This window comes from Streptomyces sp. NPDC001709 (assembly GCF_053596375.1).
Genome location: NZ_JBSFGB010000001.1, coordinates 467,951 through 484,740, shown reverse-complemented (window position 1 = coordinate 484,740; position 16,790 = coordinate 467,951). Strand labels below are relative to the sequence as shown.

At 71.4% G+C, this 16,790-nt stretch carries 15 protein-coding genes and 1 tRNA gene; 9 read left to right on the top strand and 7 right to left on the bottom strand.

Features of this window, described 5'->3' with window-relative positions; translation table 11 throughout:
* Nucleotides 1-28 precede the first annotated feature (28 nt).
* Entirely contained in the window at nt 29-526 is a 498-nt protein-coding gene (locus tag ACWC0C_RS02420; protein WP_449197404.1) for a DUF485 domain-containing protein, read from the top strand.
* Nucleotides 523-2,178 (top strand): sodium/solute symporter, encoded by a 1,656-nt coding sequence (locus tag ACWC0C_RS02415; protein ID WP_450860994.1) that lies wholly within the window; start codon nt 523-525, stop codon nt 2,176-2,178. The genes ACWC0C_RS02420 and ACWC0C_RS02415 overlap by 4 nt, the downstream gene beginning before the upstream one ends.
* 18 nt (nt 2,179-2,196) lie before the next feature.
* On the opposite strand, the gene ACWC0C_RS02410 is transcribed toward ACWC0C_RS02415, so the two are convergent.
* The 6 genes from ACWC0C_RS02410 to ACWC0C_RS02385 all read right to left on the bottom strand — a co-directional run bounded on the left by ACWC0C_RS02410 (nt 2,197) and on the right by ACWC0C_RS02385 (nt 9,390).
* On the bottom strand, nt 2,197-3,111 hold the full coding sequence (locus ACWC0C_RS02410; RefSeq protein ID WP_450860992.1) for a cellulose-binding protein: 915 nt from the start codon (nt 3,109-3,111) through the stop codon (nt 2,197-2,199).
* Nucleotides 3,112-3,262: 151 nt separating this feature from the next.
* Nucleotides 3,263-3,583, bottom strand: coding sequence for an EthD family reductase (locus tag ACWC0C_RS02405; RefSeq protein ID WP_450860991.1), 321 nt, complete (start codon nt 3,581-3,583; stop codon nt 3,263-3,265).
* Complete coding sequence (locus ACWC0C_RS02400) at nt 3,580-4,137, bottom strand: dihydrofolate reductase family protein (protein WP_449197400.1); 558 nt, start codon at nt 4,135-4,137, stop codon at nt 3,580-3,582. Before ACWC0C_RS02400 ends, ACWC0C_RS02405 begins: the two co-directional genes overlap by 4 nt.
* Nucleotides 4,138-4,267: 130 nt before the next feature.
* Nucleotides 4,268-5,194 (bottom strand): RNA polymerase subunit sigma-70, encoded by a 927-nt coding sequence (locus ACWC0C_RS02395; protein WP_450860989.1) that lies wholly within the window; start codon nt 5,192-5,194, stop codon nt 4,268-4,270.
* A 94-nt stretch (nt 5,195-5,288) separates the two neighbouring features.
* Complete coding sequence (locus tag ACWC0C_RS02390) at nt 5,289-8,384, bottom strand: SUKH-4 family immunity protein (RefSeq protein WP_450860987.1); 3,096 nt, start codon at nt 8,382-8,384, stop codon at nt 5,289-5,291.
* 10 nt (nt 8,385-8,394) lie between these two features.
* Nucleotides 8,395-9,390 (bottom strand): SMI1/KNR4 family protein, encoded by a 996-nt coding sequence (locus ACWC0C_RS02385; protein WP_449197397.1) that lies wholly within the window; start codon nt 9,388-9,390, stop codon nt 8,395-8,397.
* A 296-nt stretch (nt 9,391-9,686) separates the two neighbouring features.
* Here ACWC0C_RS02385 and ACWC0C_RS02380 point away from each other — a divergent pair, with 296 nt between their 5' ends.
* Together ACWC0C_RS02380 and ACWC0C_RS02375 are read left to right on the top strand one after the other, a co-directional pair.
* Nucleotides 9,687-10,202 (top strand): YwqJ-related putative deaminase, encoded by a 516-nt coding sequence (locus ACWC0C_RS02380; protein WP_450860984.1) that lies wholly within the window; start codon nt 9,687-9,689, stop codon nt 10,200-10,202.
* A 67-nt stretch (nt 10,203-10,269) separates the two neighbouring features.
* Nucleotides 10,270-10,806 carry an SUKH-3 domain-containing protein gene (locus ACWC0C_RS02375; RefSeq protein ID WP_450860982.1) on the top strand — a complete coding sequence of 179 codons (537 nt, stop codon included), beginning with the start codon at nt 10,270-10,272 and terminating at the stop codon, nt 10,804-10,806.
* Between the two features lie 17 nt (nt 10,807-10,823).
* Here ACWC0C_RS02375 and ACWC0C_RS02370 read toward each other — a convergent pair whose 3' ends face one another.
* Nucleotides 10,824-12,125: a sensor histidine kinase gene (locus ACWC0C_RS02370; RefSeq protein WP_449197394.1), complete on the bottom strand. Its 1,302-nt coding sequence runs from the start codon at nt 12,123-12,125 to the stop codon at nt 10,824-10,826.
* 166 nt (nt 12,126-12,291) lie between these two features.
* On the opposite strand from ACWC0C_RS02370, the gene ACWC0C_RS02365 reads away from it, so the two are divergent.
* The 5 genes from ACWC0C_RS02365 (at nt 12,292) to ACWC0C_RS02345 (ending at nt 16,757) form a co-directional block, all read left to right on the top strand.
* The gene (locus ACWC0C_RS02365; protein ID WP_450860980.1) at nt 12,292-13,152 is read left to right on the top strand and encodes a helix-turn-helix domain-containing protein; all 861 of its coding nucleotides are present in this window, start codon (nt 12,292-12,294) and stop codon (nt 13,150-13,152) included.
* 14 nt (nt 13,153-13,166) lie between these two features.
* Nucleotides 13,167-13,242 (top strand) — tRNA-Gln (locus tag ACWC0C_RS02360).
* 132 nt (nt 13,243-13,374) lie between these two features.
* Nucleotides 13,375-14,823 carry a bifunctional UDP-N-acetylglucosamine diphosphorylase/glucosamine-1-phosphate N-acetyltransferase GlmU gene (glmU, locus tag ACWC0C_RS02355; RefSeq protein ID WP_450860979.1) on the top strand — a complete coding sequence of 483 codons (1,449 nt, stop codon included), beginning with the start codon at nt 13,375-13,377 and terminating at the stop codon, nt 14,821-14,823.
* Nucleotides 14,824-14,977: 154 nt separating this feature from the next.
* Entirely contained in the window at nt 14,978-15,958 is a 981-nt protein-coding gene (locus tag ACWC0C_RS02350; RefSeq protein ID WP_449197391.1) for a ribose-phosphate diphosphokinase, read from the top strand.
* 205 nt (nt 15,959-16,163) lie between these two features.
* The gene (locus tag ACWC0C_RS02345) at nt 16,164-16,757 is read left to right on the top strand and encodes a 50S ribosomal protein L25/general stress protein Ctc (RefSeq protein WP_449197390.1); all 594 of its coding nucleotides are present in this window, start codon (nt 16,164-16,166) and stop codon (nt 16,755-16,757) included.
* Nucleotides 16,758-16,790: the final 33 nt, after the last annotated feature.

The window sequence follows — 16,790 nt, the reverse complement described above, 5'->3', positions numbered from 1 at the left end:
GGACCCGAGCCACGCAAGGAGCCCCGGGATGTCCTATGACCCGCCCCATCCCTTCTACGGCCCGCCTCAGCCTTCGTACGACCCACCCGCGCGGCCGTACGACCCACCCGCGCGGTCCTACGACCGGCCGCACCCCTCGGACCCGCCGCACCTCACCTACCCCTGGCTGCCCGCTCCCCCGCCACCGCCCCGTCCCGAACGGCGGCCGCCACGCGAACCCATCGGCCACCACAGCGATCTGCGGGTGCTGCGCAGCGCCTACCGCTGGCAGCGGCGCACCGCCACGCTCACCGCGCTGGGCTACTTCACGCTGTTCCTGGTCCTGTCCGCGAGCGCGCCCGGCGTCATGACGCGCACGGTCGCCGACACCATCCCGGCCGGGCTGCTGCTCGCCCTGCTCCAGGTCCCGGTCACCTGGCTGGCGATCGCCCTGTACGAGTACACCGCGCGCCGTCACGTCGATCCGCTCGCGGACCGCATCCGCAAGGAGGCCGAACTGGACGCCCGCCGAGGAGTACTGCGATGACCGGCGCCGCCAGCACCCCGCCCGCAGGAGGCTTCGCCGGTTTCAGCGGATCGGCCCAGTCCATGTCGCTGGTCGCCTTCTCCACCGTCGCCACGGTGACCCTGCTGCTGTGCGTGATGACCGGCCCCGACCGCGACGACCTCGACGAGTTCTACACCGGCTACGGCTCCCTGTCCCCGCTGCGCAACGGCCTCGCCATCGCCGGTGACTACATCTCCGCGGCCACCGTCCTCGGCACGGGCGGGGTGATCGCCCTGTGCGGCTACGACGGTGTCGCCCTCGCCCTCAGTACGGCGCTGTCGCTGATGCTGCTGATGTTCCTGCTGGCCGAACCGCTGCGCAACGCGGGCCGGTTCACCATGGGCGACGCGCTCGCCCGCCGGCTGCCGGGCCGCTCGGTACGCATCACGGCCTGCGCGGTGACGATCGCCGCCCTGCTGCCGCTGATGCTGGTCCAACTCGCCGGAACCGGGCAGCTGATGGCGTTCATCCTGGGCTTCTCCAACGCGTCGCTGAAGACCGCGTGCGTCGTGGGCCTCGGCGCCCTGATGATCGCCTACGCGGCGATCGGCGGCATGAAGGGCACCGCGCTCATCCAGATCCTGAAGATCGTGATGCTGGTCGGCTCGGGCGCCGTGGTCGCCGTACTGATCCTGCGCCGCTTCGACTGGGACCCGGGCGCCCTGTTCACCGCGGCCTCGCGGCAGAGCGGCACCGGACCCGCCTTCCTGCGTTCCGGGCTGGAGTTCGGCACCGGTACCACCTCCCGTCTGGACATGATCGCCTCGGAGCTGACCGTCGTGCTCGGCGGCGGCGTCCTGCCCCACATCACCATGCGCATGTACACCGCCTCCAGCGCCCGCCAGGTGCGCCGCTCGATGTCCTGGGCGGTGTCGATCGTCACCCTGTTCGTGCTGATCATCACAGTGGTCGGGTTCGGCGCCACGGCGCTGGTCGGCCGCGTAGTGATCGCCGGGGCCGATCCGCAGGGCAACACCGCGTATCTGCTCGGCTCACGGGCGGCGTTCGGCGCCGATGTGTCCACGGCGGAGACCTTCCTGTTCACCATGGTGACGACGGCGATCTTCCTGACCCTGCTCGCCTCGGTCGCCGGGATGATCCTCGCCTGCGCCAACTCCCTGGCCCACGACGTGTTCGCGGCCCGCGTGCAGGAGATGCCGGCGCGGCGCGAGATGGCCCTGGCCCGCGTCTCGGCACTGGCCATAGGGGTGCCGACGATCCTGCTGGCCACGCTGGTGCAGCACCACAGCCTGCAGCCGCTGGTGACGCTCTCCTTCTGCCTGGGCGCCTCGGCCATCGCGCCCGCCCTGGTGTACGGGCTCTTCTGGCGCCGCTACACCCGCAGCGGGCTGCTGGCCACGCTGATCGGGGGCTCGCTGACCGTGCTGCTGCTCATGCCGGGCACCAAACTGGTCTCCGGCTCGCCCGTCTCGGCCTTTCCGCACGCCGACTTCAACTGGTTCCCCTTCACCACGACCGGCATCGTCTCCATCCCGGCCGGCTTCCTCTTCGGCTGGCTCGGCACGGTGGCCTCGGGCCGCGCGCGGGCTGAGCAACAGCGCCACCAGTACGAGGCGGTGGAGGGGCGGATCCTGGCGGGGGCGGTGCGGAAGGGGGCTGACGGGGCTTAGGTGAGGTGGGGGTGGGGGTCAGGGCCGCTCTTCCAGCTCCAGTCCCAGTTCCAGTGCCGTCCTGCCCGTCAGCGACATCAGGCGGCTGCGGACGTGGTCCATGTGCGCCGTCACGTCCTCCCAGGTCTCACCGTGCTCGCGCAGCATCTCCTCCGTCTCGCGGGCGATACGGTCCTCGTGCACGCGCGCGTCGGCGATGATTTCGGCGGCACGCGCGCGTGCCTCCTCCTGGCTGCGGCGCGCGGACTCCCGGGCGTCCGCGAAGGCCTGTTCGGCATCGGACAGTTCGGCCTCGGCCCGGCTCATCCGCTCCGCGAACCCGGCGTCCAGCGCGGCGATCCGCTCGGCCTCCTCACGCTCGGCCTCGGCCCACCGCTCGGCGTACTCCCGGGACTGTTCGGCGAGCGTGCCGGAGGTGCGCTCCCGCACCTCGCGCAACGCGTCGAGCGCCTCCGTGCGCTCTTCCTTCACGTCGCGCCGCGCGCCGATGCGGAGGGCGTCGGCCTCGGCGCGCGCGGCGAGGAGCCGCTGGCGGGCGCGTTCGTCGGTTTCCGCGCGGAGCGCGTCCGCCGCTTCCTGCGCCTCCCGGCGTGCACTGTCGGCGCGCGCTTCGGCCTGCGCGAGGTGCTCGTGCGCTTCGCGCCGCGCGCGCTCACGGAGGTCCGCCGCCTCCTCCAGCACGAGCTGGAACAACCGCTGGGCGCGCTCCCCGAGCGACTCGTACGCCTGCGGTGCGAGCTGGGCGACGACCTCGCGCATCCGCACGGCCTCCGCCTCCATGTCCCTGGCGAGCACGGTCAGCCGCGCGGCCCGTTCCCACGCGGCGTCCCGGTCGTACGACAACGCCTCCAGGTAGGCGTCGACCTGGTCGGGGCGGTAGCCGCGCCCCCGGATCGTCCCGAAGCCGTGCGGCGACATCGATGCGCTGCTCACCCGGCGAACCCCTCTCCACCCGGACATACACGACAGGATGATTTCGCGCACATCTTGATGGATAGGGCGTAAGTGTTCATAACGCGACACTCCGCAGTCACGTCACGCCCGGGATCCCACGGTTCGCCATCACCGCGGCGGGTCGGGCCGCCTACAGCACCTCCTCCTCCTCCTGGGTGATGATCATGCTGCGAACGGGCGCGAGCTGCGCCAGACGCGCGGCGTCCGCCGCCGTCGCGCGTCCCTCGGGCGACTCGAACGCCGCGCGCAGCTCGTCCAGTGAGTCCCACTCCAGCGTCGCGACCAGGTAGTACGGCGCACCTCCGCGCACCGGGGCCGTGTCCCGGCCGACCGTGTAGCGGCGCAGTCCGGGCAGCCGACGGCCGAGCGGGATGTGCACCTCGCGGTAGTGCCGGTCGAATGCCCCGGCGTCGGCGGGGGCCTCGTACAGGGCGAGGAAACAGGCCGTCATCGTGCCGCCCTGCCATGACGCGTGAGAACGGCGGCGCCCACCCGTTCGGCCGACAGGCACTCCAGCGCGGCCGGCGGGCTCCCGGCCGGGAACAGCCGCCGGCCCTGCCCCAGCACCAGCGGGAAGGTCAGCAGCCGGTACTCGTCGACCAGGTCCTCGCTCCGCAGGGCGTCCACCACGGCGAGGCTGCCCGTGACGACCACGTCCCGCCGCTCGGCCCGTACGGCGTCCATCGGATCGCCTTTCAGCACGGTGGAGTCGGACCACGCGGACACGTCGGGGGTGCCGCGGGAGACGACCAGCTTGGGTACGGCGTTCATCCGCGCGGCGAAGGGGTCGTCCCGCCCCGGCCACAGCCGCGCGAACAGCTCCCAGGTCGTACGGCCCAGCAGCAGGACCCCTTCGTCCAGCAGGCGGCCGAGGCGGAACTTGTCCCCGGCGACCGCCTCCGGGCCGTGCCGGAAGGCCCAGCCGCCGTAGGGCGTACCCGCGGACCCGTCCGGGTCGGACACGATCCCGTCCAGGGTGATGAACTCGATGACGACGACACTCACGACGACGGTCCCTTCGCTCGGTTGCTCACCGGTACCTACCGGCGGCACCGGCCGGACTCATCGCTCCCGCCGGAAAAAAGCCGGGAGGGATGGTGCCGGAGGCGAAGGTCGTCTCGGAGTGAAGGTCGCCTCAGGGGGTGCCGGCGATGATGGGTGCTGGGGGCGCGAACGCGGTCAGTACGCGCGGGTCGGCGAACACCACGTTCCGGGCGACCCGGCCGCCGGTGACCGTGAGGACCTGCACGGTGTGGAGCGCGTGCCCGCCGCCGGGCTCCGGCGCGTACGCCGCGAGCGCCGGCTGTCCGTTGGCCGCCACGCGCTCCACCCGCCAGCCCGTGCCGCGCATCGCGAACACCCGCTCCATGAACAGGCCGTAGTCCCGTCGGCCCCGGTACCACAGCGGCACCGGCGGCATCTCCAGCACCGCGTCCTCGGTGAGCAGCCGCACCAGCGCCGGCACGTCCGCCGCCTCGAAGGCGCGCATGTAGCGCCGCACCACCGCCCGCACCTCGGGATCGTCCGGCTCGCCGACCTCACCGATCGCGCCCCCGCGCGCGAGGGCGGCGCGCGCCCGCTGCAACGCGCTGTTGACCGCGGCCACCGACGTGTCCAGCTGCTCGGCGACCTCCGCCGCGGAGAATTCCAGCACCTCCCGCAGCACCAGCACGGCCCGCTGCCGCGCCGGCAACAGCTGCAGCGCCGCCACCAGCGCCAGCCGCAGGTCCGCGCGCGCCTCCACGTCGAACCGCGCCTCGGGGAACGGCTCCAGCCACGGCACGTCCGGCGCGGGCGTCAGCGGCGCGCCGGGATCACCGGAGGGCGCCCCCAGCCCGGACGGCAGGGGGCGGCGCGAGCGGCTCTCCAGGGCGTTCAGGCAGGCGTTGGTCGCGATGCGGTACAGCCAGGTCCGCAGGGACGCGCGCGTGGGGTCGTAGCGGTCCCGCGCCTTCCAGGCCCGCAGCATCGTCTCCTGCGTCAGGTCCTCGGCCTCGTGGAACGAGCCCAGCATGCGGTAGCAGTACGCCACCAGCTCGCCCCGGTACGACTCGAAGTCCACCGGCCCATCATGCCCTTCACACGCGCGTGAAGGGCATGTTCCGCTCACCTCCGGCCGCTGCGCCCGGCGTGCCTGACCGGTGCGCCCGGCGTGCCTAGAGCAGCCCGTCCCACATCTGCTCCAGCAGCACCGACCACCAGCTCTCCGGCGAACCGAGCGCCGCCGGGTCCAGCGCGGCCAGCTGCGCCTGGAAGTCGACGGTCCAGCGGCCCGCCTGCTCCTGGTTCAGCCCGTACCTCAGGCGCCACATCCGGCCCAGCAGCGCCAGGCAGCGCGCGAACTCCGGCAGGCCGGTGTTCACGAACTGCGGCGGCACCGGAGCCCCGCCCGGCCCGGCCTCCACCGGCACGGCCACGATGCTCGCCGTCCCGTACTGCACACAGATCGCCTTGCCGAAGTCGGTACCCATCACGAGGTACGAGCCCGCGTCCGACGCCGGCTGCACCCCGCGCTCGGCCGCCATCTCCGCCAGCGTCGGCACCGGCCGGCCCGGCTGGGCCTGCGCCCAGAAGAACGGGCCCATGTCCAGCGGCAGTCCGGCCACGACCAGCGTGTGCGCCACGATCGGCGGCACACCCTGCCGGGACACCGCCTGCTGCTCGAACCGGAAGACCCCCGGCCCGAACGCCGCCGCCAGCTCCTGCGCGATGCCCTCCGGCGGGACGGGCGGCGCGGCCTGCACCGGCGGCAGCGGCGCCCGCACCGGCGCGGGCCGGGCCGGCCCGTCCGCCACCTGGTGCAACTCGCCCTGGTGCGCCAGCAACTGCTGCATGCCCTGCTGCCGGCTCGCGTGATCCGTACCGTACGGCGCGATGCTCGTGATCCGCGCCTGCGGCCACTGCTCCCGGATCATCCGCGCACAGTAGGCACCCGGCAGCGCACACGACTCCAGCTCCGTGTGCAGCTCCAGCACCTGGTCCGACGGCACGTTCATCGACCGCAGCTCGTGGAAGATCTGCCACTCCGGGTGCGGCGTACCCGGCGCCGAACGCCGGATCAGCTGCTGCTCCGAACCGTCCTGCGCGCGATAGCGCAGCACCGCCTGATAGCCGGGACCCACCGTCGGCTGCCCCTGCTGCGGATACCCGTACGCCGACGGCTGCCCCGGCACGGGCGCGCCCGGCGGCATCGGCTGCGGGACACCCGGAGCGCCCGGCGGCGTGCCGAGTGCGCCCGGGGCGGGCGGCGGCGGGGGTGCGCCGGGACCGGTCACGGGCGGCGCGGCCAGCATGGTCTCCGCATGGTGCACGTCCCCGCGCCCGCCCCCGGGAACGCCGGGCGCGCCCGGCGCGGCCGGCACTCCAGGGCCGGCGGGGGCACCCGGAGGCTGCGGGGCACCGGGAGCCGCAGGGGCGCCTGGCGGATTCGGCACACCCGGAGCGCCCGGACCACCCTGCACGCCCGGCGCACCGGGAACACCCGGGGCACCCGGAGGCTGCGGCGCGCCAGGCACGGGCGGCATGCCCGGGGCACCCGGAGGACCGGGCGGATTCGGCGTACCCGGGGCGCTCGGGGCACCCGGACCACCCTGCACGCCCGGCGCGCCCGGAACACCCGGAACACCCGGGGCACCCGGAGGCTGCGGCGCGCCAGGCACGGGCGGCATGCCCGGGGCAACCCCGCCCAGCTGACTGGGGTCGGCCAGCACCGTGGCCGCGTGGTGCACATTGCCCGGAGGCGCCGCAGGCGGCTGGGCGGCACCCGGAGCATTCGGCGCGCCCGGCGCCTGCGCCCCTTCCGCACCACCCGGGCCCAAGGGCATGCCCTGTCCCTCTGGCCCCTCCGGACCAAGGGACGACATCAGCTGCGTCGGCACATATCCACCGGCGGCCGCACCCGGCGCGGGCGGCGTCGCCGCGCTCCCCGGGCGCCCACCCGGCGCACCAGGGGCACCCGGCGGCGGAGGCGGCGCACCCACACCACCGCGCGCCTTCTTCGGCGGCGGCGCCGCCTTGCTCGTCGCGGCATCCGCGATGTCCCCGGCGTTCGGCGCGAGCCGTCGCGCGGACGCCCCCCTGTCGGCGGGAGGCTGCGGCGCGCCCGCCGCACCGCCCGGCGTCTGCGGGTAGCCGTAACCCGGAGCACCCTGCGCAGCGCCGGGCCCCTGCGGATAGCCGTACGCCGAGGGACCCGGAGGTGGCGGCGGGGGCGTCGTGCCCTGCGGAGCACCCGGCGCGGGGGGCGGAAGCGGGGTGCCCGGGGCCGACGGGTACGCGGGTACGCCCGGCGGAGGCGTGCCGGGAGCCGCGGGCGGCTGCGGGTAGCCGTAGGGAGGCGTACCGGGTGGCGGCGGGGGCGTACTGCCCTGCGGAGCGCCCGGCGCACCACCAGGGGCGGACGGGTCACCCTGCGCGCCCGGCGGGAAGCCCTGCGCGCCCGGCGTGTTCGAAGGATCGAGCGCCGGCGCAACCGCCGTCGGCGGCAGCTGGCTGCCCCCCGACATCAACGCCGTCTTCGCATCCGGCACGCTCACCGGCGGCCGCGAAGCCTCGCCGTCGGAGTCGCTCAGCGGCGGCGCGAACACCGTCGCGGGCAACGGCACGGAACGGTCGTCCTCACCCGGGTCCGCGTTCGTATCCGTACCGGCCCAGGGCGTGGCCCCCACCGGCACCTCCGCGGACGGCACACCCACACCGGCGGGCGGCCCGGACGGCGCCCCGGGCTGCGTCTGAGCGAACCCCGCACCACCGGCCGAAGCCCCACCGGCCGACACCTCACCACCGGCACCGGCACCGGCACCCGAAGCGCCACCGCCGGCCCCGGCACCGGCACCGGCACCCGAACCGCCCTGGCCCTCCGGCCGCCGATCCCCGATGCCCAGCTTGTCCGCCGCCTCCTGCAACCACTCCGGAGGAGTCAGCAGGAACGACGTCTGATTCAGATCCACCCGGGCAGCCGCCGGCGCGGGCACCGCGTCCTGCGGCTCCTCCGCACGGCCGTACTCCTCCTCGTACCGGCGGATCACCTCACCCACCGGCAGCCCCGGCCACAGCGTCGCCTCCCCGCTGTCCCGGGCGATCACCAGCCGCTGCGCACCCGCGTCCGAACGCGGACCCTCCGCCCGGTCCTCGCCCCAGACCACGAACCCCAGCTCGAACTCCCGCACCCGCACCTCACGATGCTGGTACGCGGGCACGTCACCGTTGATCCACTCCTCGGCGCGCTCCTGCGCCTGCGCGTAGGTCACCATCGCCTGAAGCTCACTCCCCCACCGGGCCGGAAGACACCGGAACGACACGCGCGAATCCGCCGTCGACCATCAGATCCGCCACCGTCTCCAACTCCGGCGGACTCCCCGCCAGCCGCGACAGGAACACATCGAAATCGTCACCGCACGGCAGCAGCAGACGCTCCACCCGCTCCGCCGGCGACCACGACGGATCCACATCACGCACATCGTCGTACGCGCAGAACCACACCGAACCCGGCCGCTCGCCCTTCACCTTCACCGCGAGCAACCCGCCCTGCACGAACCCCACCCCGAGGTAATCCTTCGTCAGATGGTCGCGCAGACACTTGTTGACATACACCAAGTCGTTCACGGCCGCCTCGTCGCGCACCGTGAAGAACGGCTGGTCCAGCAACAACCCCAACTCGGCAGCCAGCGCCGTACCCACCGGCGCACAACCACCCGCCGCCTTCAAGAACGAGCGATACGCCCCCGGAAGCCGGTACCCCAGGTCCTCCTCGACCCCCTGCACCTGCGCCTCCGACACCGCCACACCCGACTTCGGCAGCCCGAAATGCGCCGGCCGCGTCTCCTGCAACGGCCGCGTCCCCCGCTTGCCATGGTCCACCGGCGCCGTCGCCACCCCACCGTGATGCCGCAGCAACGCCTTCACCTCGACCGGAACCAACTCCAACCGCCGCGTACCGGCCACGTGATGCCACGTCCAGCCATGCGGCGTCGCCACATCCGGCACCGTGTCCCACAACTCATGCCGCTCCGCCGCCAACGCCGCGTTCGCCGACACATAGTCCGTCAACCGCAACTCATCGACACCGAAACCCTCCGGCGGCTCGGCGATCTCCACCGCCACGCGCGCGTACGGAGAGAAATCCGGGTAACCACGCTCATCGACCCGTACCCCTCTCGGGTGACGCGCCGCCCGGACCGGATCCGGAAAGTGCACGACCTGCCCGGCGTAGGCCGCGTTCGGCGGCGCGGCTTGCTGCCCGAGCCGACCTGTCGTCATGGCGGTAGCCCCCTGATGGGTTCTCTCTGGCCTCATTCGGCGGTGTCGATCGCGGATGGCCACAGCCTATGCGGTACGCGAACCCCGGTCACCGGCCCACCGCACCCCGGGAAAGCCACCCCTCCACATCCCGGGGAAAACCACCCACCGCTTGCGTCACCAGCCGTCACCCCACCGTGACGACCAGCCCCGATACGGGCGTGTCGCACCGCCCCAGCTTCCGCACCCGCCACGGCATTTGGCACCCTGTGTCCTTCGGGGGATGCCGGGGAAGGCCCGGGGAGGGGAAAACGATCATGAATAGCTTGCGAACCGGAGGAACGCACGTGCGGGCCGGCGACCCACGCATCGACTGGAGCGGCACCGACACACCCCCCGCCCCCACCCTGCGCCACCGCCGCGACGGCATCCTCCCCACCATCGCCGCCGCCCTCTCCGTCCGCGGCGCCACCCTCACCGGCACCGCCGCCCGCAGCGACCAACCCCCGCCCCTCCACCCCCTCGTCCAGGACTTCCTCGACACCCTCACCAGCGGCGAACGCGACCGCTTCACCGGCCGCTGCGCCGAAACCATCCTCATCTCCCGGCACATCACCGCCGCCGACGCCACCCGCAGCAGACGCGCCGCACGCAAACCCATGACCAACGGCGAAGCCCGCAAAGCCCTCAAACACGCCAAACTCACCGCCCGCCGCATACGCGAAGACGGCGACCCCCTCCACGGCAGCTTCGCCACCCCCTGCCGCGCCTGCACCGCCCTCAGCGCCCACTTCGGCGTCCGCATCGTCGACCCCACGGCAACCGACGGCTGAAAACCACCGTCAACCCCAGTACCACCGCACCACACCCCCGGCACGACGCACGACGAACGAAGGGCAGATGCACCCCGAACACGCCGCCGCACCCAAGCTCGCCGCCACCCGCCACGAGCACGGGGCCACCCCACCGCGCTTCCCCGTACTCGTCGACGCCGCCCTGCGCGCCGCCGGCTGGCAACCCGGACGCTGGGACATAAAGCAGGCCGAAATCTGGGCCGACGCCCTGCGCGACCACACCTCACCCGCCGGACACCGGCACACCGTCTTCCCCGCCGCCGTCGAAGCCTGGGCCGAATTCGGCGGCCTGACCATCACCCCCAACAGCCCCGGCCGCCAGATCGCCCCCGCCACCGTGCACATCGACCCCCTGCACGGCCTCCACCACGCCCGCACCCTCGTCGACCTCGGCCGCGCCCTCGGCACCGAACTCTGCCCCCTGGGCGAAGAGGCCGACACCGCCGCCGTCCTCGCCATCGACGCCGAAGGCCGCGTCTACACCCTCGACCACACCGGCGACTGGTACGTCGGCCCCGACATCGACCACGCCCTCGCCGCCCTCATCACCGGCATCGAACCCGTACGCCTCACCGCCGGCTGAACCCCCGCAGGGCGCGCCTACGCCGCCGGAATCACCGCCGACACCCGGAAACCCCCCGCATCCGTCGGCCCCGACACAAACACACCACCCAGCGCCACGACCCGCTCCCGCATCCCCACCAAGCCGTTCCCACCCGACGGCAAACCCGCCGCCGACGCCGACCCCGGCTCCGGCGGCGGCTCGTTCTCCACCTGCATCGCGATCTCCGACACCCGGTGCGCCAACCGCACATGCGTCTTCGCACCCGCCGCATGCTTGTGGACGTTCGTCAACGCCTCCTGCACCACCCGGTACGCCGTCTGCTCGATCTGCGCCGCATACGACCGCACCTCCCCCTCCACCGACAGATCAACGACCATCCCCGCCGCCGCCGACTGCCCGACCAGCTCCTCCAACTCCGACAGACACGGCCCGTCCTCCGCCACCACCCGGGAAGCCGCAGCCGCAACCGCCTCCCGCACCGCCGCCAACGGCACCCCCGAAGCACGCCGGCCCGGATCCTCCCCCGCCCGCAACACCCCGAGCATCTCCCGCAACTCGGTCAACGCCTGCCGCCCCATGTCCCCCACGAGCGCGGCATTGCGCACCGCCTTCTCAGGATCCTTGGGCGCCACCGCCTGCAACGCGGCCGCATGCACCACCATCAGACTCACCCGGTGCGCGACCACGTCATGCATCTCCCGCGCGATCCGGGTCCGCTCCTCGTTCCTGGCCCACTCGGCCCGCTCCTCCGCCCGCTCCGCGAGCAACTGAAGCTCCCGCTCCAGACTGTCCGCCCGCTCCCGCAAACTCTCCATCAACCGCCGCCGCGCCCCCACATACAGACCCAGCAGCACCGGAGGAGCCGTCAGCCCCAACGCCGTCGCGACCGCCGCGAACGGCACGAACCAGTCACCCAGCGTCAGATCACCCCGCGCCATGTCCTGCCGCACCCGCACGAACGTCACCACGGCCGTCCCCAACAGCGACATCCCCGCCAGCGCGCCGATGATCCGGCGCGGCAGCTCACACGCGGCGAGTGTGTACAGGCCGACGATCCCCAGCAGAAACCCCATCTGCGCCGGCGTGATCGCGATCGCGACCAGCACCACCGCTATCGGCCACTTCCGCCGTACGAGCAACACGGAACCGGCGATCAGACCGAAAACGATCCCCACCGACACCGGAATCCCGGCATCCCGAGCGAACGGGATCCCCTCCGCAGCGCACTCCATCGCGGACACCAGCGCGAGACTCCCATCGAGCACCGCACTGCGCCACCTCCCCCACCACCACGGGCCGGTCAGGCCCCTGGCGTGGTCTTCCCCCGTCGTGGTCATGCATCCAGCCTACGGGCCACCCCTGCGCCTTTTCCGGTGACTTTCACCTACCGCCACACACCACACTCCGTAACCGAACGACCTCGAAACCCACCGGTATCACTCGAACTGGCGAACGCTTCCTCTTCACCTCCGGAACGACCCATTCCGGCCGGACGGTATGCCCATGGCACATTCAGCAACCAAGTACGCCGACTTCGAGGACCTCCGGGAGCGGGCGGTCGCCCTGCGGCGGGCGGGTTACAGCCTCCGGCAGATCCGCGACGAGCTGAAGATCTTCAACAACGACATCCTCAACCAGCTGGTGAAGGGCGAGCCGCCGCCGGAGTGGACCAAGCGCCCGAACGCCAAGGACGACCTCCGCGCGAAGGCTCGGAAGTTACGACTCCAGGGCTGGACCTACGACCAGATCGAGGCGGAACTGGGGTGCTCGCGGAGTTCGGTTTCGCTGTGGGTTCGGGACCTTCCGCGGCCCGAGCCCCAGTACACGCCGGAAGAGCAGCGCGCACTCATGCAAGAGGGCCTGGCACGGCGCCGCGCCACAGAGAGGGAGAAGCTCGAGGAGACCAAAGTGGCTGCGCTGCGCGAGGTCGGGGAACTCACCGATCGCGAACTCTTCATGGTGGGCATCGCGCTCTACTGGGCAGAAGGGGCGAAGAGCAAGCCATACGACCGCCGCGAACGCGCCGTCTTCGTCAACAGCGACCCCGGCGTGATCAAGGCCTACCTGGCTTGGCTGGACCTGCTCGAGGTGGACCGCGAACGTCTGAATTTCCGGCTGCTCATCCACGAGTCGGCAGACGTCGACGCGGCACACCGCTTCTGGGCCGCCGCCGCCGACATCGACACGTCGGTCTTCGCCAAGCCGACCCTGAAGAAGCACAACCCGAAGACCGTCCGCAAAAACACCGGAGACGACTACCACGGCTGCCTGGTCATCGGCGTTGCCAGAAGCGCCCACTTGTACAACCGCATCGAAGGCTGGTGGGCAGGAATCGTGGCCCAAGCCGAGGCACGTCTCGGGTAAGGTCTGAGGCGCTGTCCCCCGTGGTGTAACTGGCAGCACACTGGTTTTTGGTACCAGCAGGACAAGGTTCGAATCCTTGCGGGGGAGCCACAGCACACAAGACCTAGGTTCGGGCCCTGACTGGCGAAAGCCCCCGTCAGGGCCCGCTCTCACCTCCCCCAGAACTCCCCCCGGTATCCTGCGGCTGTCATCCCCACTCACCCACAGCCGAAGGGCAATCCCGTGAGCGCCATTCGCCCGGCAGCCGTCGTCGTTCTCGCAGCGGGTGAGGGCACCCGTATGAAGTCGGCCACACCGAAGGTCCTGCACGAGATCTGTGGCCGTTCCCTGGTGGGCCATGTGCTGGCCGCCGCCCGCGAGTTGGACACGCAGAACCTGGTCGTCGTGGTGGGCCACGCCCGTGAGCAGGTCGCCGCGCACCTCGCCGAGATCGACCCGGAGACGAGGACCGCTGTTCAGGCCGAGCAGAACGGGACCGGGCACGCCGTGCGGATCGGTCTGGAGGAGCTGGGCGGGGCCGTGGACGGGACCGTCGTGGTCGTCTGCGGGGACACGCCCCTGCTCACCGCCGCCACCCTCAAGCAGCTCGCCGAGACCCACCACGCCGACGGCAATGCCGTGACCGTGCTGACGGCGGAGGTGCCGGACGCCACCGGGTACGGCCGTATCGTGCGGGACGAGGCGACCGGTGCCGTGACCGCGATCGTCGAGCACAAGGACGCCTCCGAGGTCCAGCGGGCGATCCGGGAGATCAACAGCGGGGTGTTCGCGTTCGACGGGCAGTTGCTGGCGGACGCGCTGAAGAAGGTGCGGACGGACAACAGTCAGGGTGAGGAGTACCTGACCGATGTCCTGGGCATCCTGCGCGAGGCCGGTCACCGTGTCGGCGCGTCCGTGGCGGCCGATCACCGGGAGATCGCCGGGATCAACAACCGGGTGCAGTTGGCCGAGGCGCGCCGGATCCTGAACGACCGGCTGCTGACCGCCGCGATGCTGGACGGGGTCACGGTCGTCGATCCGGCCTCCACCTGGGTGGATGTGACCGTGACGTTCGAGCGGGACGCTCTCGTTCATCCCAACACGCTGCTCACCGGGTCGACGCACATCGGTGAGGGGGCCGAGGTGGGGCCGAACAGCCGGCTGAAGGACACGCGGGTGGGCGCGGGGGCGCGGGTGGACAACACCGTGTCCGACGGGGCTGTCGTGGGGCCGCAGGCCGGCGTCGGGCCGTACGCGTACCTCCGTCCCGGTACCCGGCTGGGCGCCAAGGGCAAGATCGGGACCTACGTGGAGACGAAGAACGCCACGATCGGTGAGGGCACGAAGGTGCCGCATCTCTCGTATGTCGGTGACGCGACGATCGGTGAGTACACGAACATCGGGGCGGCGAGTGTGTTCGTGAACTACGACGGTCAGGAGAAGCACCACACGACGGTGGGGTCGCATTGCCGGACCGGTTCGGACAACATGTTTGTGGCTCCTGTCACGGTCGGGGACGGTGCTTACACCGCCGCCGGGTCTGTGATCACGAAGGATGTGCCGCCCGGTTCGCTGGCCGTGGCCCGTGGTCAGCAGCGGAATATCGAGGGTTGGGTGGCTCGGAAGCGTCCGGGGAGTTCGGCTGCGAAGGCGGCCGAGGCGGCGTCCCGGAGGGGCGAGAGCGAGGGCTGACCGGAAACGGGTGCGCCAAACACGGCGTACCGTGATAAGTGCACATCCGCACACGTGCATCCGCACCCCTACCAGCTGGTTCGGCCTCTCATGCCCAGACGGGAGGTCGGAGGAGCAGCCGGCTGGCTGAGACAACCTCTGAGGAGACTGTGCTGTGACCGGGATCAAGACGACCGGCGAGAAGAAGTTGATGTTCTTCTCCGGCCGCGCCCACCCCGAGCTTGCCGAGGAGGTCGCCCAGCAGCTGGGTGTCGGGGTCGTCCCGACGAAGGCCTTCGACTTCGCGAACGGTGAGATCTACGTCCGTTACCAGGAGTCGGCTCGTGGTGCGGACTGCTTTGTGATCCAGAGCCACACGGCTCCGATCAACCAGTGGATCATGGAGCAGCTGATCATGATCGACGCGTTGAAGCGTGCGTCGGCCCGTTCCATCACGGTGATCGTGCCGTTCTACGGTTACGCGCGGCAGGACAAGAAGCACCGGGGTCGTGAACCTATTTCGGCGCGTCTGATCGCTGATCTGATGAAGACTTCGGGTGCGGACCGGATTCTGACCGTGGATCTGCACACGGACCAGATCCAGGGCTTCTTCGACGGGCCGGTGGACCACCTGTTCGCGCTGCCGTTGCTCGCCGACTACGTGGGCGAGAAGGTGGACCGGGACAAGCTGACGGTGGTGTCGCCGGACGCCGGGCGGGTGCGGGTGGCCGACCGCTGGTGTGACCGGCTGGGTGCGCCTCTTGCCATCGTGCACAAGCGGCGTGACAAGGACGTGGCGAACCAGGTGACGGTCCACGAGGTCGTGGGTGAGGTCAAGGGCCGGGTTTGTGTGCTCGTCGATGACATGATCGACACCGGTGGGACGATCTGTGCCGCCGCCGATGCGTTGTTCGCGCATGGTGCGGAGGATGTGATCGTCACCGCGACGCATGGTGTGCTGTCGGGTCCGGCCGCTGACCGGCTGAAGAACTCGCGGGTGAGTGAGTTCGTGTTCACGAACACGCTGCCGACGCCGGCGGAGCTGGGCCGGGATCTGGACAAGATCACGGTGCTGTCGATCGCTCCGACGATCGCGAGTGCGGTGCGTGAGGTGTTCGAGGATGGTTCGGTGACGAGCCTCTTCGACGAGCAGTGAGGTTTCTGCACGTCCGTCACCGGCACTAGCCGTTGATCCTTTTGGGTACGGCCTCCCTCTCCGAGTAGACTGCTTCAGTTGCTCGGCGAGGGAGGCCGTACTCCGTTTCTGACGGGGGCACGGCGGTCCGTTATCGACGCGCTCTTCGTAGCAGGCCGTTCGTGGCCGGGTGACCACGTCCGTTCGATTTCTACGAGGAGTGATCATGTCCGAGGTCAAGATCTCCGCCGAGACCCGTACCGAGTTCGGCAAGGGTGCCGCCCGCCGTATCCGTCGTGACAGCAAGGTTCCCGGTGTGCTGTACGGCCACGGCTCGGACCCGCTGCACCTGACCCTTCCGGGTCACGACCTGCTGCTCGCGCTGCGTACGCCGAACGTCCTGATCTCCCTGGACATCGACGGCAAGACCAACGAGCTGGCCATCCCGAAGGCCGTCCAGCGTGACGCGATCAAGGGCTTCCTGGAGCACGTCGACCTGCTGCTGGTCAAGCGTGGCGAGAAGGTCACGGTCGAGGTTCCGGTGCACGCCGAGGGCGAGCTGGCCCCGGGTGGCAACCTGCTGGAGCACGTCCTGTCCGCGCTGCCGGTCGAGGCCGAGGCCACGCACATCCCCGAGGCCGTCACGGTCTCCGTCGAGGGCCTGGAGGCCGGTGCCTCCGTCCTCGCCAAGGACATCACCCTGCCGAACGGCGTGACCCTGGCCGTCGACGAGGACGCGGTCGTCCTGCAGGTCCTGCAGGCGCAGGCCGAGGAGACCGAGGGCGAGGCCGCCGAGGGCGAGGAGCAGGCCGAGGCCTGAGCACTGCCCACTGCCGTATCAGCCGCTGCTTCC

What these genes read in the sequence shown, in the direction of transcription:
- ACWC0C_RS02420 (WP_449197404.1), top strand. Translation starts at nt 29, where the DNA reads ATGTCCTATGACCCGCCCCATCCCTTCTACGGCCCGCCTCAGCCTTCG.
- ACWC0C_RS02415 (WP_450860994.1), top strand. Translation starts at nt 523, where the DNA reads ATGACCGGCGCCGCCAGCACCCCGCCCGCAGGAGGCTTCGCCGGTTTC.
- ACWC0C_RS02405 (WP_450860991.1), bottom strand. Translation starts at nt 3,583, where the DNA reads ATGACGGCCTGTTTCCTCGCCCTGTACGAGGCCCCCGCCGACGCCGGG.
- ACWC0C_RS02390 (WP_450860987.1), bottom strand. Translation starts at nt 8,384, where the DNA reads ATGGTGACCTACGCGCAGGCGCAGGAGCGCGCCGAGGAGTGGATCAAC.
- ACWC0C_RS02385 (WP_449197397.1), bottom strand. Translation starts at nt 9,390, where the DNA reads ATGACGACAGGTCGGCTCGGGCAGCAAGCCGCGCCGCCGAACGCGGCC.
- ACWC0C_RS02380 (WP_450860984.1), top strand. Translation starts at nt 9,687, where the DNA reads ATGAATAGCTTGCGAACCGGAGGAACGCACGTGCGGGCCGGCGACCCA.
- ACWC0C_RS02375 (WP_450860982.1), top strand. Translation starts at nt 10,270, where the DNA reads ATGCACCCCGAACACGCCGCCGCACCCAAGCTCGCCGCCACCCGCCAC.
- ACWC0C_RS02370 (WP_449197394.1), bottom strand. Translation starts at nt 12,125, where the DNA reads ATGACCACGACGGGGGAAGACCACGCCAGGGGCCTGACCGGCCCGTGG.
- ACWC0C_RS02365 (WP_450860980.1), top strand. Translation starts at nt 12,292, where the DNA reads ATGGCACATTCAGCAACCAAGTACGCCGACTTCGAGGACCTCCGGGAG.
- ACWC0C_RS02345 (WP_449197390.1), top strand. Translation starts at nt 16,164, where the DNA reads ATGTCCGAGGTCAAGATCTCCGCCGAGACCCGTACCGAGTTCGGCAAG.